General features: G+C 69.1%; 13 protein-coding genes. 4 read left to right on the top strand and 9 right to left on the bottom strand.

Going from position 1 to position 16,237, the window contains the following annotated elements; all coding sequences use genetic code 11:
• Window positions 1–6 precede the first annotated feature (6 nt).
• Window positions 7–579, top strand: a complete 573-nt coding sequence (locus G4D85_RS12850) for an imm11 family protein (RefSeq protein WP_164011582.1) — start codon at window positions 7–9, stop codon at window positions 577–579.
• Between the two features lie 66 nt (window positions 580–645).
• Here the strand turns inward: G4D85_RS12850 and G4D85_RS12845 are convergent, their stop codons facing one another.
• Window positions 646–1,152, bottom strand: coding sequence for a hypothetical protein (locus G4D85_RS12845; protein WP_164011580.1), 507 nt, complete (start codon window positions 1,150–1,152; stop codon window positions 646–648).
• 10 nt (window positions 1,153–1,162) lie between these two features.
• A complete protein-coding gene (locus tag G4D85_RS12840) occupies window positions 1,163–2,086 on the bottom strand; it encodes a DUF2381 family protein (RefSeq protein WP_164011578.1) in 924 nt (307 codons plus the stop codon).
• A 293-nt stretch (window positions 2,087–2,379) separates the two neighbouring features.
• On the opposite strand from G4D85_RS12840, the gene G4D85_RS12835 reads away from it, so the two are divergent.
• Window positions 2,380–4,704, top strand: a complete 2,325-nt coding sequence (locus G4D85_RS12835; RefSeq protein ID WP_164011576.1) for a Kelch repeat-containing protein — start codon at window positions 2,380–2,382, stop codon at window positions 4,702–4,704.
• 103 nt (window positions 4,705–4,807) lie between these two features.
• Here the strand turns inward: G4D85_RS12835 and ileS are convergent, their stop codons facing one another.
• The 7 genes from ileS to G4D85_RS12800 form a co-directional block, all read right to left on the bottom strand.
• Window positions 4,808–7,708 (bottom strand): isoleucine--tRNA ligase, encoded by a 2,901-nt coding sequence (gene ileS, locus G4D85_RS12830; RefSeq protein WP_164011574.1) that lies wholly within the window; start codon window positions 7,706–7,708, stop codon window positions 4,808–4,810.
• A gap of 35 nt (window positions 7,709–7,743) precedes the next feature.
• Window positions 7,744–8,664: a hypothetical protein gene (locus tag G4D85_RS12825; RefSeq protein WP_164011572.1), complete on the bottom strand. Its 921-nt coding sequence runs from the start codon at window positions 8,662–8,664 to the stop codon at window positions 7,744–7,746.
• Between the two features lie 35 nt (window positions 8,665–8,699).
• Complete coding sequence (locus tag G4D85_RS12820) at window positions 8,700–9,023, bottom strand: hypothetical protein (RefSeq protein ID WP_164011570.1); 324 nt, start codon at window positions 9,021–9,023, stop codon at window positions 8,700–8,702.
• A 28-nt stretch (window positions 9,024–9,051) separates the two neighbouring features.
• Window positions 9,052–10,083: a TadE/TadG family type IV pilus assembly protein gene (locus tag G4D85_RS12815; protein WP_164011568.1), complete on the bottom strand. Its 1,032-nt coding sequence runs from the start codon at window positions 10,081–10,083 to the stop codon at window positions 9,052–9,054.
• Window positions 10,080–11,729 carry a Tad domain-containing protein gene (locus G4D85_RS12810; RefSeq protein ID WP_164011567.1) on the bottom strand — a complete coding sequence of 550 codons (1,650 nt, stop codon included), beginning with the start codon at window positions 11,727–11,729 and terminating at the stop codon, window positions 10,080–10,082. The genes G4D85_RS12815 and G4D85_RS12810 overlap by 4 nt, the downstream gene beginning before the upstream one ends.
• 89 nt (window positions 11,730–11,818) lie before the next feature.
• Complete coding sequence (locus G4D85_RS12805; protein ID WP_164011565.1) at window positions 11,819–12,574, bottom strand: TadE/TadG family type IV pilus assembly protein; 756 nt, start codon at window positions 12,572–12,574, stop codon at window positions 11,819–11,821.
• Window positions 12,575–12,782: 208 nt separating this feature from the next.
• Window positions 12,783–14,213 carry a sigma 54-interacting transcriptional regulator gene (locus G4D85_RS12800; protein WP_205525528.1) on the bottom strand — a complete coding sequence of 477 codons (1,431 nt, stop codon included), beginning with the start codon at window positions 14,211–14,213 and terminating at the stop codon, window positions 12,783–12,785.
• Window positions 14,214–14,290: 77 nt separating this feature from the next.
• Between G4D85_RS12800 and G4D85_RS12795 the strand changes: the two genes are divergently transcribed.
• Together G4D85_RS12795 and G4D85_RS12790 are read left to right on the top strand one after the other, a co-directional pair.
• A complete protein-coding gene (locus G4D85_RS12795; protein WP_164011563.1) occupies window positions 14,291–15,301 on the top strand; it encodes an ATP-grasp domain-containing protein in 1,011 nt (336 codons plus the stop codon).
• Window positions 15,302–15,471: 170 nt separating this feature from the next.
• Window positions 15,472–16,143, top strand: a complete 672-nt coding sequence (locus tag G4D85_RS12790; protein WP_164011561.1) for a DsbA family oxidoreductase — start codon at window positions 15,472–15,474, stop codon at window positions 16,141–16,143.
• The last annotated feature ends 94 nt before the right edge of the window (window positions 16,144–16,237 follow it).

Here is a 16,237-nt window from a genome sequence, read left to right as displayed (position 1 = left end):
TCCACCATGCCCCAGCTGCGCTACTTCAGGCTTAGCGAGAACGTCCAATCCGGGTACTGGTACCTGGGAGATCCCCAGGACGAGCAGGGTCTGGAAGTGGACGCCCCCTATCTGCTCAGAGCGGGACAGCCTATCCGCGTCAAGAGCCGCCTGACCGTGCCCATCAACGAACCAGGCAAGCCGTTGGACTTTTCCACAGCGGGCACGGGCGCAGCGCCCGTCGTTCACGTCAAGGTGGCGTCCATCTTCGCGGAGCTGGCCCCCGATGACGTGCAGCTCATCCCCGTGAACATCCGAGGCTACCTGGACCAGTATCTCATCCTGGTGGCCACGAAGCTCATCCGCTGCATCGACGACAAGGCGTCCGAGGAGGTGCGTTACTGGAAGCCGGAGCATGGGCAACCAGAGCGGGTCGGTGAGTACAAGGTCGTGAGCGGGCTGCGCATCGACGCCTCGAAGGTAGGGGACGCCAAAGTGTTCCGCACATGGGGCTGGGATCTTGCACTCATCGTCTCCGAGGACATCAAGAAAGCCTTGGAGCGCGTGAAGGCTACCGGCGTGAAGTTCACGCAGGTGTAGCCAGACCTGTTTTCTGAGCTGCTCGCGCGCTCGAAGGCAGAGGTATTCGGGGATGTGCAGGAGGGTTCAGCGAAACTCGTCGACGATGAAGACGCCGGCGCTGGGGGCACCGATGACGGCGGTCCCGGGCTTGGACTCGGGCCGCTTCTGGAGCTGTCCCAAACCCATCCGCGCCACCGCGCAGATGGGTACCTTGTCGCCACCCCTCACGGGCTGGGCCTCGTAGTACCTGATGACGACCCTGGGCCCACTGGTCCAGACGCGTCCATACAGTCTCGAAGGTGCTTCAAGCAGGCCGAGATTGTCTTCGAGCATGCTCTCGATGGGTCCTTCATAGAGCGTGATGTCCCCACGGGCGCTCGACTGGTTCACGTCGAGCTCGGCGAAGGCGGCCTCGCCCACGAACATGCGCAGGTAGTTCATCGCCTTCCTGGCTTCTTCCGGGCACTTCTCGGGCCCGGGAGTCCCATCCGAGCGAAGGCGCACGTCGCCAGGCGTCTGGGTCGTGGCGCAGCCGAAGGACGTCACGAGAAGGGCGGCGCCACAGAAGAGCGTGAACCTGCTGGCGGACATGCCTGCGCTCTTACTCCCCGGTCAGCCGATGTTCCAGGGTGACGAAGGCCGTCCGTAGCCCGTCATGGCGGTAGACCTCCAGGAACAGGTCCGTCAATCGCCCCTCTTCCGCGAAGGCGCTTCCGTCCGTGACGATGGCGACCACACCTGAGGCCCCCGGCGCGAACGACGGGGCGGTGGCCCGTACCGCTGCCGTTCGCTCGCTCCCACCAGGGAGGGTGGTGAGCCGCACCCGCTGCACACTCCAGGGATTGTGCGCGTGCAGGTTGGTGACCTTGAAGACGACGGCCGCCTTCCCCTTCCCACGAAACAGGACGGCTTGAATCTTCGCGTCCTCATCCACTGCCATGAGGGTTCGCGCCACGAGGAACGGAGTCTGTTCAATGGAACCCTTGACCAGGAGCGCGGCGAGGGCATGGTCCTCCGAGGTCTCCTCCTGGCGGAGCCGCTCGTTCTCCTCGCGTAGAACCCGGGCCTCCTTCTTCACCCGCCTCAAGGTCGAGGCCATCGCATCGTAGCTCTCGGGGTCCTTGAACACGTTCACCTGCTGGTCGGTCTTCCGTCCGTCGTCCTCCGAGGCAGGCCGCAACAGGAACGGAACCTCCGTTCCATCCTTGAGCGTCACGAGCAGGGGGAGCCCTTCATCGGAGGCAAGGTCACGGAGCGGCTCCAGGATGACCTTCTGTCCGACCACGCCCAGTGGTTCGAACCTGCCTCCCCAGCCGAGGAGCCGCGTCCTGGCTGCGTCCACAGGCTGCTCGAACCGGAGGCTGGTGACCACCTGCCCCGCCACGTAGACGCGATGGGTCGCATCGTCCGGGTGCTCGGAGAGCAGGAGGGTCCGTACACCGCTCCGCTCGGAGTCGCGCGCGAGAGCAGTGGACGCCACCAGGACGACGAGCAGGACGAACCGGCCAGGTAGTGGGCTCCACATAGAATGTGCAACCTACCAGGGCGGCCCCGCGCCTCCAAACCGCGTTGTTCCCGGGTAACAGGAGCAACACCGCTTTCCCGCGGACGTTGTCATACCTCGCATGCGGAGTCGAAAAGCACCCGCCTGACCCGGGATTGGCAAACGCTTGCTGCAAGGATTTACTCCGCGCGCCGGCCTCCCGTTCCTGATGGCGGGCCGGCGCAAGGAATTGCCCTCCCCTGCAATCACTGTCCGTTGTCCCCGACGCCGGGGACCCAGGCCATTCCCTGCCCCCCTTCAGGCCAGGACTCCCCATGCATCAGCGCAGCAAGACTCCGTGGGCACTGCTCTGCCTCATCGCCGTGGCCCTCGCCTCCCCCCTGGGCTGTGGCGAGCCGCTTCCCTCCGAGGAGGTGCCCACCTCGGGCTCCGTCCAGTTCGCGGGCTCCATTCCCCAGGCGCTCGCGGGAGATGACGTCACCCGCGTCACCGTCACCCTCACCGCCAGCGGCGTGCCGGCCTCCACCACCACGCTGACCCTGGCGAACGGTTCATGGAGCGGCGCCCTCTACCAGGTGCCCGCCGGCACCCAGCGCACCTTCACCGCCGAGGCGTTCAACACCGAGGGCGCCCTGCGCTACCGCGGACAGGCCACCGGCGTCACCATCGTCACGGGTGAGACCGCCGTGGTGGCCATCACCCTCCAGTCCATCGACACGACGCCCGCCTTCGACAACACCGTCCCCTGCATCGACTCGCTCGTCGCGTCGTCCAGCACGGTGCTGCCGGGCGGGAGCATCACCCTGCGGGCCACGGCGCATGACCCGGACGTGAATGACACCTTCACGTATGCCTGGACGGCCACGGGCGGCAGCTACAACGCCACCGGGACGGCGACGACACAGTGGACGGCTCCCCAGACCTCCGGCACCTATTCCCTCACGCTGACCGTCACCGACTCGCGCGGCGCGTCGGCCACCATCAACCTCTCCATCAATGTCATCTCCACGGACGGAGGGACGGCGGGCAGTGCCAGCGTCGGCGTCTCCTTCAACACGTCGCCGACCGTGCGAGGCATCACCGTCTCCCGCTCGCCGGTGCCGGTGGGCCAGAGCACCACCGTCACCGTGGACGCCGTCGACGGGGATGGCGACACCCTCTCCTATCAGTGGACCGCCGCCTGCGCGGGCACCTGGACCCAGGCCACTTCGCCCAGCGCGTCCTTCACGCCCAGCGCCCTGCCCGCCGGAGACCCGTGCGGCAACTGCCCGCTCACCGTCGCCGTGTCGGACACGCATGGCGGCAGGAGCCAGGGCACGCTGCGCGTCTGCGTGGGCCCGGGCACGGGCGCGAGCATCCCGCCCCGCATCGTCCTCACGCACCAGTCCGCGAGCACCGTGGCCGGCGGCGGCAGCGCCACCCTGCGCGTGATTGCCGAGGACGGCGACGGAAGCGCCCTCACCTTCGGCTGGGCCGCGAGCACCGGCACCGTGGGCACTCCGACGAACGGCTTCACCTCCAGCGAGGTCCGCTGGACGGCCCCGGCCTGCGTGCCCTCGGGCGCCGCGCCGACCATCACCGCCACCGTCACCAATGCGCGGGGCTTCTCCGCGTCGCATACCTTCAGCGTCAGCGTCCTCAACGGCACGGACTGCGGCAGCGGCACCGTGGCGAAGTGGGACACCACCGGCAGCATGCTCACGCTCCGCTACAATGCCTCCGCCATCATGCTTGCCTCCGGCAAGGTGCTGGTGTCTGGAGGCTACAACCCGGCCATCCATACCTCGGCCGAGCTCTATGACCCGGCCACGGGCAGTTGGAGTGCCGCGGGCAACATGGCCCGAGCGCGCTGGGGCCATACGCTGACGCGCCTGCCGTCCGGCAAGGTCCTGGCGGTGGGAGGCGTCACCAACACGTCGAGCGGCGGCGAGACCCGGAATGCCGACATCTACGACCCCACGACCAACACCTGGACGGAGGCCGCGCCCATGACCTTCTCGCGCGGGGGCCACACGGCCACCCTGCTGCCCTCGGGAAAGGTGCTGGTCATCGGAGGGACCTCCGCCGAGACAGGCGGCGGCCGCATCCCCGAGCTGTATGACCCCGCGACCAATGCCTGGGTCCCCGTGACGAGTCCCACGGCCACGTCACGCTCCACCCACGTGACGGTGACCCTGCCCTCCGGGAAGCTCCTGGTCGCCGGCGGTGGAGCCGCCGCCGAGCTCTATGACCCGGCCACGGACACCTGGGCGCCCGCCACCGGACTGACCGGCACAAATTGGAACCGTGCCTACCTGCTGCCCTCCGGCAAGGTCCTGCTGAACGTCGGGCTTGCCCTCTCGCAGTATGACCCGCTGCTCAACACCCTGACGAGCGTGGGCTCACTGGTCCACAGCCGCACGACCTCCTCCCAGGTGATGTTGCCGTCGGGCAAGGTCTTCGTCACCGGTGGCACCCAGGACATCGGCTCCATCACGGAGCTCTTCGACCCGGCCACGGGCACCACGTCCTTCTCCGTGAGCATGCCGGCGTCCCGCTATGGCTCCGCCACCGTCCTGCTGCCGTCGGGCAAGGTGCTCGTCGCCGGCGGTTTCGTCGCGGGCGCCTACACCAACACGGCCCTGCTCTACACGCCCTGAGGACCCGCGCGCTCCACCCACGCGCTCGTGAGCGGCGTGGGTGACAACGCAGGAGGCCCCGCGCGCGGAAAGGGCGCGGGGCCTCTCACGGCGGACGCGGGGCTCAGGCCGCCAGCGCGTCCCGGCACTTGAGGCACACGTCGCCGCCGTGCCCCACGGCCTCCGTGTACGTCCAGCAGCGCGGGCACTTCTCGCCCTTCGCCGCCAGCACCTCGGCCATCACCCGCACGCCCTCGCCGAACGCCTGCGTCACGTCCAGCGGCTGCGCCTTCTCACCCGCCGAGTCCGACAGCTCCACCTGGCTGGTGATGAACAGCCCCGGCAGCTCGTCCAGGTGCGCCTTCAGGAAGTCGCGCGCCTTCGCGTCCGCCGTCAGCACCACCCGCGCCTCCAGCGACGCGCCGATGAGCTTGTCCCGCCGCGCCGCCTCCAGCACGCCCTGCACCGCGCCGCGCACCGTGAACAGCTTCGCGTACCGCTCCGCCAGCGCCGGCTCCAACTTCGCCGCCGGCTCCGGGAAGCCCGCCAGGAACACGCTCTCCGCCTGCTTCCCCGGCAGGAACTGCCACGCCTCTTCCGTCGTGAAGCTCATCACCGGCGCCAGCAGCCGCAGCAGCACCGACGACACCTCGTGCAGCACCGTCTGCGCGCTGCGCCGCGCCTTGCCGTCCGTGCGCCACGTGTAGAGCCGGTCCTTCAGGATGTCGAAGTACACCGCCGACAAGTCGCCCGCGACGAAGTCCAGCACCGTCGCGTACACGAGGTGGAACTCGTAGTCCTCGTACGCCTTGCGCACCCGCTCCACCACCTGCGCCAGCCGGCCTCGCGCCCACTGGTCCAGCGGCAGCAGCTCCGCCGCCGGCACCGTGTGCAGCGCCGGGTCGAAGTCATACAGGTTGCTCAGCGCGTAGCGCACCGTGTTGCGGACCTTCCGGTAGCCCTCCGACAGGCCCTTCAGAATCTGGTCCGACAGGCGCACGTCGTTGCGGTAGTCGCTCGCCGCCACCCACAGGCGCATCACCTCCGCGCCGTACTGCTGGATGATTTTCTCCGGCGCGACGACGTTGCCCTTGCTCTTCGACATCTTCTCGCCCTGGCCGTCCACCACGAAGCCGTGGGTGAGGCAGGCCTTGTAGGGCGACATGTCGCGAGTCCCCACCGCCACCAGCATGGACGAGTGGAACCACCCGCGGTGCTGGTCGCTGCCCTCCAGGAAGAGGTCCGCCGGAATCCGCTGCCGCTTCTCCAGCACCGCGGAGAACATGCACGCCGAGTCGAACCACACGTCGAGGATGTCCGTCTCGCGCCGGAACTCGCCCTTGCCGCAGCGCGGGCACTTGAAGTCCGCGGGCAGGAACTCCTTCACCGGCGTGCGGTACCAGACGCCCACGCCTTCCGTCTCCACCTTGTCCGCCACCCGGTCCATCAGCTCGGGCGACACCACCGCCTCTTCACAGCCCTCGCAGTAGGCGATGCAGATGGGCACGCCCCACGTGCGCTGGCGGCTGATGGTCCAGTCCGGCCGCGTCTCCAGCATGCCCCGGATGCGGCTGTGCCCCCACGAGGGCACCCACTGCACCTTGTCCACCTCGTCCAGCACCGCCTGGCGGTACGTCTTCTCGCCGCGGAACGGCTTGTCCAGCGGGATGAACCACTGGTACGTCGCGCTGAGGATGATGGGGTTGTGGCAGCGCCAGCAGTGCGGGTAGCTGTGCTCGACGGTGTCCTTCGCGTCGTTCAGCAGCGCGCCCTTCTCCACCAGCGTGGCGATGACGAGCGGGTTGGCCTCGAAGACCTTCTTGCCCGCCAGCGCCTCGCCTGCCGTCTCGTCGTAGCGGCCGTCCGGGCGCACCGGGTTGTAGATGTCCAGCCCGTACTTCAGGCCGACCTCGTAGTCCTCCTGGCCGTGCCCCGGCGCCGTGTGCACCAGGCCCGTACCGGCCTCCAGCGTCACGTGCTCGCCGAGGAGGACGCGGCCCCGCCGCTCATAGAAGGGGTGCTGGTACGTCAGGTGCTCCAGCTCCTCGCCGCGCACGTACGCGAGGATTCGCGACGGGTCCACCAGCGCCGCGGCGGACACCTCGCCGCCGGGGAGCTGCACGTGCTTCACCGCCAGCTCGTCCGACTTCACCTCCGCCAGCACCTTGGGCAGCAAGTCCTTGGCCACGCAGATGACGCGCTCGCCGAGCTGGTAGAAGACGTACTCGAACTCGGGGTTGACGGCGATGGCCAGGTTGGCCGGCAGCGTCCAGGGCGTCGTGGTCCAGATGACGAAGGCGACGTCCTTCCCCTTCAGCGCGGGCACCTTGTCCGCCACTTCCGGGCCGGCCTTGAAGGCCACGTACACGGACGGGGACTTGTGGTTCTCGTACTCGACTTCCGCCTCGGCCAGCGCCGTCTGGTCCGTGAGGCACCAGTACACCGGCTTCTTGCGGCGGTAGAGCATGTCCCGGCGCGCGAAGTTGGCGAGCTCGCGGATCTCCTGCGCCTCGTAGGGGAAGTCGAGCGTCTTGTAGGGCTTGTCCCACGACGCGAAGGTGCCCATGCGCTGGGCCTCGCCCTTCTGGATTTCGATGAACTCCAGCGCGTAGGCGCGGCACGCCTCCAGGAAGGCGTCGCGCGACAGGGTGCGCTTGTCCACCTTCTTGTCCTTGAGGCGCTTCTCCACGGCCTGCTCAATCGGCAGGCCGTGCGTGTCCCAGCCGGGGATGAAGTCGCACAGGCGGCCGGACATGTTGCGGTACTTCACGACGATGTCCTTGAGGACGCGGTTCAGCGCGTGGCCGGCGTGCAGGTGGCCATTGGCATACGGCGGGCCGTCCGGCAGCACGAAGGGCTCGACCTTCGCGTTCTTCTCCAGAATCTTGCCCCAGATGCCCCGCTCTCCCCACCAGCCGAGCATCCGAGGCTCGAGCTGCGCCAGGTTCCCCTTCATGGGGAACTCCGTGCGGGGCAGGTTGACGGTGTCCTTGAAGTCCTTCTCCTTCGGGGGCGTGTCGCTCATATTGAGAGCGGCCGTAACACGCTCCCCGGGAGCCTTCAATCGCCGGTGGGCCTGGGCGCCTCCGGGGCGACGGTCCTCCGCATCACCGCCACGGACAGCGTCCCGGGCTGGAAGGGCTTGAGTATCAGCTCCACCTCCTCCGACCCGGCGCGGAAGCGGCCCGGCTGGACCTCCTGGAAGCCCGCCTTGCCCAGCTCCGTCTTGTAGAAGGCCGCCACCTCGGCCTCCTTCGCGCGCACCGAGTAGTTGACCGAGCGGACCACCTCCAGGTCGCTCGTCATCAGGCCCTCGGCCCCGGGGTACACGGGGGCGATGGACGTCGTCGGCTTCGGAGGCTGCGACAGGTTGGCCTCGCCCAGGTACAGCGTGGTGGTGCCGTCCACGTTGGGCTGGAGGATGACGGTGTAGGTGATGAACCGCTCGGGGTCGACGGCGGTGAGCTGCACCTCCTGGAGCGTCTGCTTCTGCTCCTCCGGAGGGGGGATGAACAGGCCCCACTCAATCCAGCGGTCGACGATGTGCTGGAGCAGCGCCTCGGGCTTGTCCGCGCTGCGCACCGCCTTGAGCCGCACGGGGATGCCGTTGGCCAGCATCACCCCGGGCACGTCGATGATGTCCAGCACCCGGGGCACGTCCCAGACGAAGGGCTGCTTGTAGATGGGCGGCAGCTCGAGGCCGGGGGGCGGGTTCTGGAAGGAGAACGGCAGCTCCTCCTCGACCTCCTCCAGGTCGTAGAAGTCCCCCAGCGTGGTCGGCTTCGGCGGCGGCAGGTCTGGGGGCACGGGCGGCTCGGCGGCCGCCTTCCCCTTGGCGGGGGCCTTGGGAGTCGCCTTCGGCTTCGCCGGGGCGGAGTGGGGTTTCTGAGCCGCGGGGGCCGCGGGGGCCGTGGGAGCGGGGCCAGGGGACGCCGGCTCACTGCCCGCGCCCAGCACCACCAGCAGCAACATCCATTTCATACCGTGCCTCGCGGCTCACGTCCCCGGACCACGCCTCACTCCTGTTCCGGCATGGAGGCCGCCTTCTCCTTGCCGCTGGGCCCCTCCTTGGGGCAGCGGCTGGAGCAGGCCTGGAAGTTCTTCTCGAACTTCTTGGTGCACCGCGTGGCGCAGCCCTGGAAGTCGGAGGAGTTGCCGCCCTTCAGCGCGGAGCTCGGAGAGGGGCAGCGGTCCATGCAGGTCTGGAGCGTCTCGCCGCCCTGGGTGGCACAGCCGGCCTCGCACTGCGCGCGGTCCGCGAGCACGGGCGAGGCGGCGAGCAGCGCGCCCAGGAAGGCGGCGGGGCCCAGTCGGTTGAACAGCCTTCGCATCGTCGTCATGAGTGTCGTCCTTGTTGAGGGCGGAGGGTTAATCGCAGTCCTTGCCGAGGAAGCAGCCCCGGTTGGCCACGCGCATGCCATACGAGATGCCGTACCAGGGGGTGGAGAGCGCGAGGACGGAGCCGGGCGTGGTGGCGAACATGCCCGAGGCGCCTCCCGGCTGGTCCAGCGTGGGCACCTGCAGGAAGACCACCTCTTCGCCTGGCGCGCTCATGAAGAAGTACCGCGACTTGATGGGCGCGGGGAACTGCAGCACCCCCAGGGGCATGAAGTCCGACATGGGGGGGATGATGAGCGCGGTGGGCGCGTAGGTGCCGAGCACCGCGGCGTAGAAGGGCAGGTTGGCGCAGGGGATGGGGACGAAGATGGGCGGGTCCAGCTCGTACGGCATCTGCCCGAAGGGCATCTGGCAGGTGAGCGTCTCGCTGATGGCGCCGCTGCTGGCCAGGCCCCAGTCGTCCACCAGCATGGAGATGCGGCCGTTGCACGCCCCCGCCACGGGCCGGCCCATGCCGCACACGCGCAGGTTGCCGAAGCGGTCGTCCGCGTGCTCCTGCTTGTAGAGCGCGCCGCCGCCCTGGTCGAGGAAGGAGGTGGGGAAGCGGAAGAGGTCCAGCGTGGCCTGGGACTCGCAGTGGGCCGCGCCGCGGTCGCGGTAGATGAGCTGGGTGAGGAGCGCGCCGTCCCAGTCGGGGTCGCCGCCCACGTCGCAGTTCACCTGCATGTCGCGGCCCCGGGTGAAGACCTGGGTGATGCCCGGGGGGTTGTTGACGGAGGACAGGCCGTTGAAGTCCGCGTAGCGGCGCTGCGCGTCCGCGCCCGCGGCCCGCATCGTGTCGTCCGCCTTCGAGTAGTCGGTGGCCGTCCGATGCATCGTCCCGTGGGTGCCGTGCCACAGCGCGGAGATGGCGGCCTCCTGCACCTTGAGCGACAGGTAGCCCACCTCGGCGAAGTGGATGCCGAAGGCGATGACCGTCACCATGAGCGTGGCGCCCAGGGCGGTCTCCACCAGGGCCGCGCCCCGGGACTTGCGACGGCGCATCGGGACGTGCGGGTTCATTGAATCCCCCTGAAGCCCACGCCGCGCAGGGCCTCGAAAGTGTCGGCGGCGACCGGAGCGCCGTTGTTGCGGAGGGTGTCTCGCGCGTCGTTCAGGCCGTCGCTGTCGATGTCGGCGGCCACCAGCGTGGCGCGCCAGTAGGGGTTGAGCAGGTTGGGCGGCTCGTTCCAGTGGTTGAAGCCCAGGCTCTCACCGCGGTGGTAGTAGGCGATGCCGGTGGACAGCGCCGTCTGCATGCGGTTGGGCGTGCCGTCCGCCAGCACGAGGCCCCGGTTGTCGAAGCGGCCATCGTTGCTCGGCTCGAAGCGGAAGCGCATGAAGAAGTTCCAGGGGTCCGGCACCGTGCGCTGGCCCAGGTCGCGCTGGACGAGCGCGAAGTTCTTCGGCTGGCCGAAGTTGTCGTCCTCATCGACGACGGCGCGGGCGTTGTAGTCGATGAAGGCCGGCCAGATGCCGGGGCAGCTGCTGAGGCCGCCGGTGCACGGCACGAGGAAGTGGACGAAGGGGATGCGGTCGCTGCCGCCCGTCCACCGGTGCACGAACGAGGTCCCCGACGCGGCGACTTCCGACCAGGCCCACTGGGGCGTGCCCGGGAACACCGGCGGGCAGGGCAGCCCGCCGCCGTTGAGGATGTGCATGTAGATGGTGTCCACCGTGCCCAGGTCCACCCCGGAGATGGCCGGCGCGTAGGGGGGAATCATGTTCATGATGGCGGCCATCGTGAAGTTGCGGGCAGGCCGGTTGAAGTAAGTCGTCCCCTCGCCCTGGGCGATGGCGATGCTCCGGGCGTTGAGGAAGGCCAGCGCGAGGATGCGCACCATGTGCGGCAGGTAGTGCTCCTGGGCGCGGTGGGTGACGAAGCGGTAGCCGCGGCTGCCGGAGGCGGCCGTGACGGCGTGGGCGACGGACAGGGGCAGCTCGCACATGGCGCCCGTGTCCGTGCACATGGCCCCGCCCCGGAGCTCACTGCGGTTCGTCGTCACGCCCCCAGGGGTGAGCCACTCGCCGCGGGTGGGGCCCGGCGCGGCCGCGTTGGCGATTTCCCTGGTGAAGTCCTGGTCATGGAGCGAGTCGGAGAGGTCGCGGTAGACCTCCTGCTGCGAGGCATAGATGGCGAGCTGGGCCACCTGGTGGAGAAACACCTGAAGGGCGGCCCGCGCGTCGGCGCCCAGGAAGATGGCCTCCACGCGCTGGTCCTCCATCCGGTAGGCGCGCTGCAGCAGGTTCAAGTCGCGCACGCCCTTGTTGCCGCACCGGCACAGGCGGCGGCAGGTGCTGCTCCAGGGACAGAGGCACCCGAGCTGGGCAATCTGGTAGGGCCACTTCGCGCCACCGAAGGACGAGCGCGAGGCGTTGAGGTGGGCGCGGTAGAGCGTGGTCCAGGAGATGATGCTCTGCGCGCCCGCCTGCGCCACCGCGTGGGCAATCTGCGTGCGGTTGAGCACCGCGATGTTGTTCATGGTGCGCGCGGTGGCCACCGCATTGGTGTAGGCGGCGGCGTCCGCCACCGTCTGAACCTCGATTCGCTCACGCACCTTCATGGAGAAGGACAGCGTGAGGGACACCATCAGCACCACCAGCAACATGGCGAGGACGAAAATCGTCATCGACTGGCCGCGCGAGCGGGCGCGGAGCAGGCCATGCATGCGGGCGCTGAGCGGGCCAATGGCCCCGCGGGCTCGGGGTTGGCCACCGGGACCGCGAGCTCTGGAAGAAGGGCGCGCACTCATCAGGTTCACCGGGGGCAGTTCATGGTGGGGAAGAAGCGGGACTTCAGCGGCGTCAGCATCCGCATCGTGAAGGTCGTCTCGATGGGGAAGACGTACTGCTGCCGGCGCACGCGCGACAGCAGCTCGGCGCCGACGTCACCGGTGAGCTCGAACGGGTCGGTGAACTCACCGCGGTTCCAGTCGGCGTTCCGCTCGGCCATGATGAGCGGGTTGGAGGCGGTGTATTCCTCCAGGTTCAGCTGCGCGAGGAACATGCGCGACATGACCCAGTTGGCGAAGGGAATCCGCAGCGGATACCAGTACACCATCCGCACCTCGAGCTGCCGCAGGTGGTCGGGCTGGTCGAAGTTGCGGTCCTGGGGGCTGGGCACCCCGCCGCCCTGGATGAAGCGGTTGATCCACACGATGGCGCCGTCATGGACGCCGTCCATCCGGGGCCCCGGAGCGCCGCCGCCCGCGTAGCGGTTGCCCCGGCGGGCCGCGAAGGCCGCCGCCAGCTTCGCCGGCGCGTTGGCGCCGCCGCCGTGCTGCACCACCGTCGCGGACGTGGAGTTGCCGAGGAAGGAGTGGAACGACGGCAGCAGCGCGAGGATGGCCGCGTGGGTCATCCGCTCGCAGTCGCCGTAGCCCACCGCCCCCGCGCGCGTGGCGCGGAAGACGGCGTAGTGGGCCAGCACACGTGCCTGCAGCATCAAGAAGAGCTGCAACGTGCCCAGCACGAGGAAGACGACGAGAGGAAGCGTCAACGCGGCCTCCACCATCGCCTGTCCGGATTGTCCCCCTCGTCTCGGACGCTGTGTATTCATGGCACTCGCATGTTCCGGGGATTCCGCTCCGGACGCACATACGTCAACTTGACGGGAAGCGCACGGATCTGGCCCACAGAAGACCACATCCCAGTCACGAATGCGTGTCGGCGGGCGGACACCCGGGGGCGGAGGGGGCCCGTCCGGCCGGACAGCAGGAGGGCTACCGCGACTTCATGCCCTTGGTGTCGAGCTGGTACTTCTTCACCAGCCGCTCAATGGACTTGCGGTGCAGGCCGCTCTCGCGGGCGGCGCGGGAGAGGTTGCCCTCGCAGCGCGTCAGGACGCTGGTGACGTACTCGCGCTCGAAGTTCTCCAGCAGCTGCTCCTTGGCGTCCTTGAAGGAGAGGTGCTCGTTGAAGGGCAGCGGCCCCTCGCGGGCCTGGCCGCGGACGCGGGGCGGCAGGTGGGAGGGGAGGACCTCCTCGCCCTCGCTGAAGGTCAGCACGTGCGACAGCACGTTCATCAGCTCGCGCACGTTGCCCGGCCACGCGTAGGACATCAGCAGGCCCAGGGCCTCCGCGGAGAAGCGCTTCTTGCCGTGCTTGCCGACGAGCTCCGGGTCGGCGAGCGCGCGCTTGAGGATGAGGGGGATGTCGTCCCGGCGCTGGCGCAGCGGCGGCAGCTGCACCGTAATCACCGACAGGCGGAAGTAGAGGTCCTCGCGGAAGTTGCCCGCCTGAATCTCCTTCATCAAGTCGCGGTTGGTGGCGGCGATGACGCGGCAGTTCACCTCGATGACGTCGTTGCCGCCCACGCGCCGCACCTCGTGGTTCTCCAGCACGCGCAACAGCTTGGGCTGGAGGTCCAGGCGCAGCTCGCCCAGCTCGTCGAGGAAGATGGTGCCCCCATGGGCGCGCTCGAAGGCGCCGGGGCGGCCGGCCACCGCGCCGGTGAAGGCGCCCTTCTCGTGGCCGAACAGCTCGCTCTCGATGAGGTTGGGCGGAATGGCGCCGCAGTCCAGCACCTCCATGGGGCCCTGGGTGCGGCCGGACAGCTCGTGGATGGCGCGCGCCACCAGCTCCTTCCCGGTGCCCGTCTCGCCCTGGATGATGACGGACACGTCCAGGGGGGCGATCTTCTTGATGAGGCCGAAAATCTGCCGCATCTTCATGCTCTGACCGACCATGCCGCACAGCTCGCTGTCGCGGTCGGGCTCGATGGTGACTTCCTCGTCCAGCGGCGCGAAGGTCAGCATCGAGGAGCCGGCGCGAATCTGCGAGCCGGGGGACAGGTAGGCGCGCTCAATCCGCCGGCCGTCCAGGAAGGTGCCGTTGGTGGAGCCCAGGTCCACCAGGAGGTAGCCGCGCTCGGTGAACTGGATTTCGAAGTGGTGGCGGCTGGCGGTGCGGTCCTCCACGAGCACCAAATCATTGCCGGGGTGCGCGCCGCAGCGCAGGCGCTCCTTGTCGCTCACCACGGAGCGGCCGGTGTCGGGACCGGAGGACACGGACAGCCGGCACTTGTGGAGCTTCACCGTGGTGCGGGGGTCCACCACGAGTGTCTCCCCGAGTTGCGGGGAGAGGGCCAGGTCCTGCCCGAGGTCGCCGGGGCTGGTGTGGATGTCGTCAGGGTGCGGAGGGGGAGCACTCATCTGCCATGAGGATAGCAAACGGCACCCACTCGGCCCGCCCTGTCGGGTGGCACGTGCTAGGCTCCCGCGCCCCGCCCATGTCCCCCCGTAAAGTGAAGTCGAAGAAGGCCCCGGTCCTGCCTGGGCCCCAGGCACCCGAGCGTCCCGTGCGCGCGCCTCGCCGCCCGCGCGCGAAGAAGACGGTGGCCATCCTGTCCCGCAAGAGGTCCCTGTATTCCACGAGCCGGCTGGTGGAGGCCGTGAAGGAGCGGGGACACCGCCCGCTGGTGTTCGACACACTGCGCTGCTGCCTGCTGCTGGCGAAGAGCGCGCCGCGGATGACGTACCGCGGTGTGGAGGTGCGGGGGGTGGACGTGGTGGTGCCGCGCATCGGCGCGTCGATTACGGCCTACGGGCTGGCGGTGGTGAACCACTTCGAGATGATGGGCGTGCCCGTCCTCAACCCGCCCACGTCGATTGCGCGCAGCCGGGACAAGCTGCGCGCGCTGCAGTTCCTGTCGCGCGCCGGGCTGGACATCCCCCGCACCGTCATGGCGCATGACCGCAGCAACGTGCGCCGGCTGGTGGAGGAGGTGGGCGGACTGCCCGTCATCATCAAGCTCATCAAGGGCACGCAGGGCGTGGGGGTGATGATTGCCCACACGCTGCCGGAGGTGCAGACCATCCTCGACACGTTCTGGGACCTGGGTCAGGAAATCGTGCTCCAGGAGTTCGTCGCGGAGAGCGAGGGACGGGACGTGCGGGCGCTGGTGGTGGGCAGCCAGGTGGTGGGGGCGATGCGGCGCAAGGCGAAGAAGGGCGAGTTCCGCTCCAACATCCACCGCGGCGGCGAGGGGCAGGCAATCGAGCTTCCGGCGGCGTACCTGGAGACGGCGGTGAAGGCCGCGCACGTCCTGGGCCTGGAGGTGGCGGGCGTGGACATGCTGGAGGGCCGCGACGGGCCCCGGCTGATGGAGATCAACTCCAGCCCGGGCTTCGAGGGGCTGGAGGGGGCCACGGGCAAGGACATCGCCGGAGCCATCATCGACCATGCGCTGGCGTACGCCGAGGCGCGGGCGGGCGGGCCACGGGCGGCTCCGGCCGGGTGAGCGGGTGGGGATGCACCCTCCGCGCGAGGCTGCCCGCACGCTTGGAAGCAAGCGGGCCCATAGGGCAAGGCGCCTTGCATGCTCCTCAGGAACACAGGAATGCCTTCGCGGCCCGGGTGTCTTCGGCAGTTGGCATCGGCCGCGAGACCCCTCTAATCTGGCGGCCCTCCATGAAAACGCTGCACAAGCCGCTGCAGATCACCGTCTACCAGGACGTGCTTTGTGCCTGGTGCTACCTCGCCGACCAGCGACTCGATGTGCTGCGCCAGGAGTTTGGCGAAGCCCTCCGCTGGAGCGTCAGGCCGTATCCGCTGCGCCTCCAGGACGCACTTCCCACTGAGCGCGAGAAGCGCGGGCTGGTGGAAGAGGTGCAGCGTGCACAGCGCGAGCCCGACCCCTCCGCGAGCCTCCTGTCCACGGACCTGTGGCTGGGTGGTGATCCACCGCGCACCAGCGTGCCGGCGCTGGCGGCGCTGGAAGCGGCGCGGCTCCAGGGCCCGCAGGCGCGCGCGTTCCTCGCGAAGTCCATGCAGCGCGCCGCGCTGGAGCAGGGCATCAACGTGTCCCGCCCGGACGTGGTGTTCGAGCTGGCGTCGCGCGTGGGCCTGGCGATGAACGAGTTCTCCGCGGCCTTCCGCTCGGAGGAGACGCGCCGGCTCATCCTCGACGAGCACCGCGACGCGGCCAACCGCGGCGTGCGCGGCGTGCCCACGCTGGTCATCGGCGGCCGGTGGATGCTGTGCGGTCTGCGCGAGCTGACCGAGTACCGCGAGCACATCCTCATGTGCCTGGGCAAGCTGTCCGTGCCCCGCTCGGGTTCCCCCGAGCGACTGGTGCACTGAGGCCCCCGGGGCCCGGGCCCGCGCAACCTTCGCGCGGGCGGTTCCGAGCCCCGAGCCCGCGTCATCACGCGGGCGGCTTCGAGCAGCGAGCCCG

The sequence above is a fragment of the Pyxidicoccus trucidator genome, assembly GCF_010894435.1.
In the GTDB taxonomy this organism is placed as follows: Bacteria; Myxococcota; Myxococcia; order Myxococcales; family Myxococcaceae; genus Myxococcus; species Myxococcus trucidator.
This window is presented reverse-complemented; position numbering and strand designations above follow the sequence as displayed.

What these genes read in the sequence shown, in the direction of transcription:
- G4D85_RS12850 (WP_164011582.1), top strand. Translation starts at nt 7, where the DNA reads ATGCCCCAGCTGCGCTACTTCAGGCTTAGCGAGAACGTCCAATCCGGG.
- G4D85_RS12845 (WP_164011580.1), bottom strand. Translation starts at nt 1,152, where the DNA reads ATGTCCGCCAGCAGGTTCACGCTCTTCTGTGGCGCCGCCCTTCTCGTG.
- G4D85_RS12840 (WP_164011578.1), bottom strand. Translation starts at nt 2,086, where the DNA reads ATGTGGAGCCCACTACCTGGCCGGTTCGTCCTGCTCGTCGTCCTGGTG.
- G4D85_RS12835 (WP_164011576.1), top strand. Translation starts at nt 2,380, where the DNA reads ATGCATCAGCGCAGCAAGACTCCGTGGGCACTGCTCTGCCTCATCGCC.
- ileS (WP_164011574.1), bottom strand. Translation starts at nt 7,708, where the DNA reads ATGAGCGACACGCCCCCGAAGGAGAAGGACTTCAAGGACACCGTCAAC.
- G4D85_RS12825 (WP_164011572.1), bottom strand. Translation starts at nt 8,664, where the DNA reads ATGAAATGGATGTTGCTGCTGGTGGTGCTGGGCGCGGGCAGTGAGCCG.
- G4D85_RS12820 (WP_164011570.1), bottom strand. Translation starts at nt 9,023, where the DNA reads ATGACGACGATGCGAAGGCTGTTCAACCGACTGGGCCCCGCCGCCTTC.
- G4D85_RS12815 (WP_164011568.1), bottom strand. Translation starts at nt 10,083, where the DNA reads ATGAACCCGCACGTCCCGATGCGCCGTCGCAAGTCCCGGGGCGCGGCC.
- G4D85_RS12810 (WP_164011567.1), bottom strand. Translation starts at nt 11,729, where the DNA reads ATGCATGGCCTGCTCCGCGCCCGCTCGCGCGGCCAGTCGATGACGATT.
- G4D85_RS12805 (WP_164011565.1), bottom strand. Translation starts at nt 12,574, where the DNA reads ATGGTGGAGGCCGCGTTGACGCTTCCTCTCGTCGTCTTCCTCGTGCTG.
- G4D85_RS12800 (WP_205525528.1), bottom strand. Translation starts at nt 14,213, where the DNA reads ATGAGTGCTCCCCCTCCGCACCCTGACGACATCCACACCAGCCCCGGC.
- G4D85_RS12795 (WP_164011563.1), top strand. Translation starts at nt 14,291, where the DNA reads ATGTCCCCCCGTAAAGTGAAGTCGAAGAAGGCCCCGGTCCTGCCTGGG.
- G4D85_RS12790 (WP_164011561.1), top strand. Translation starts at nt 15,472, where the DNA reads ATGAAAACGCTGCACAAGCCGCTGCAGATCACCGTCTACCAGGACGTG.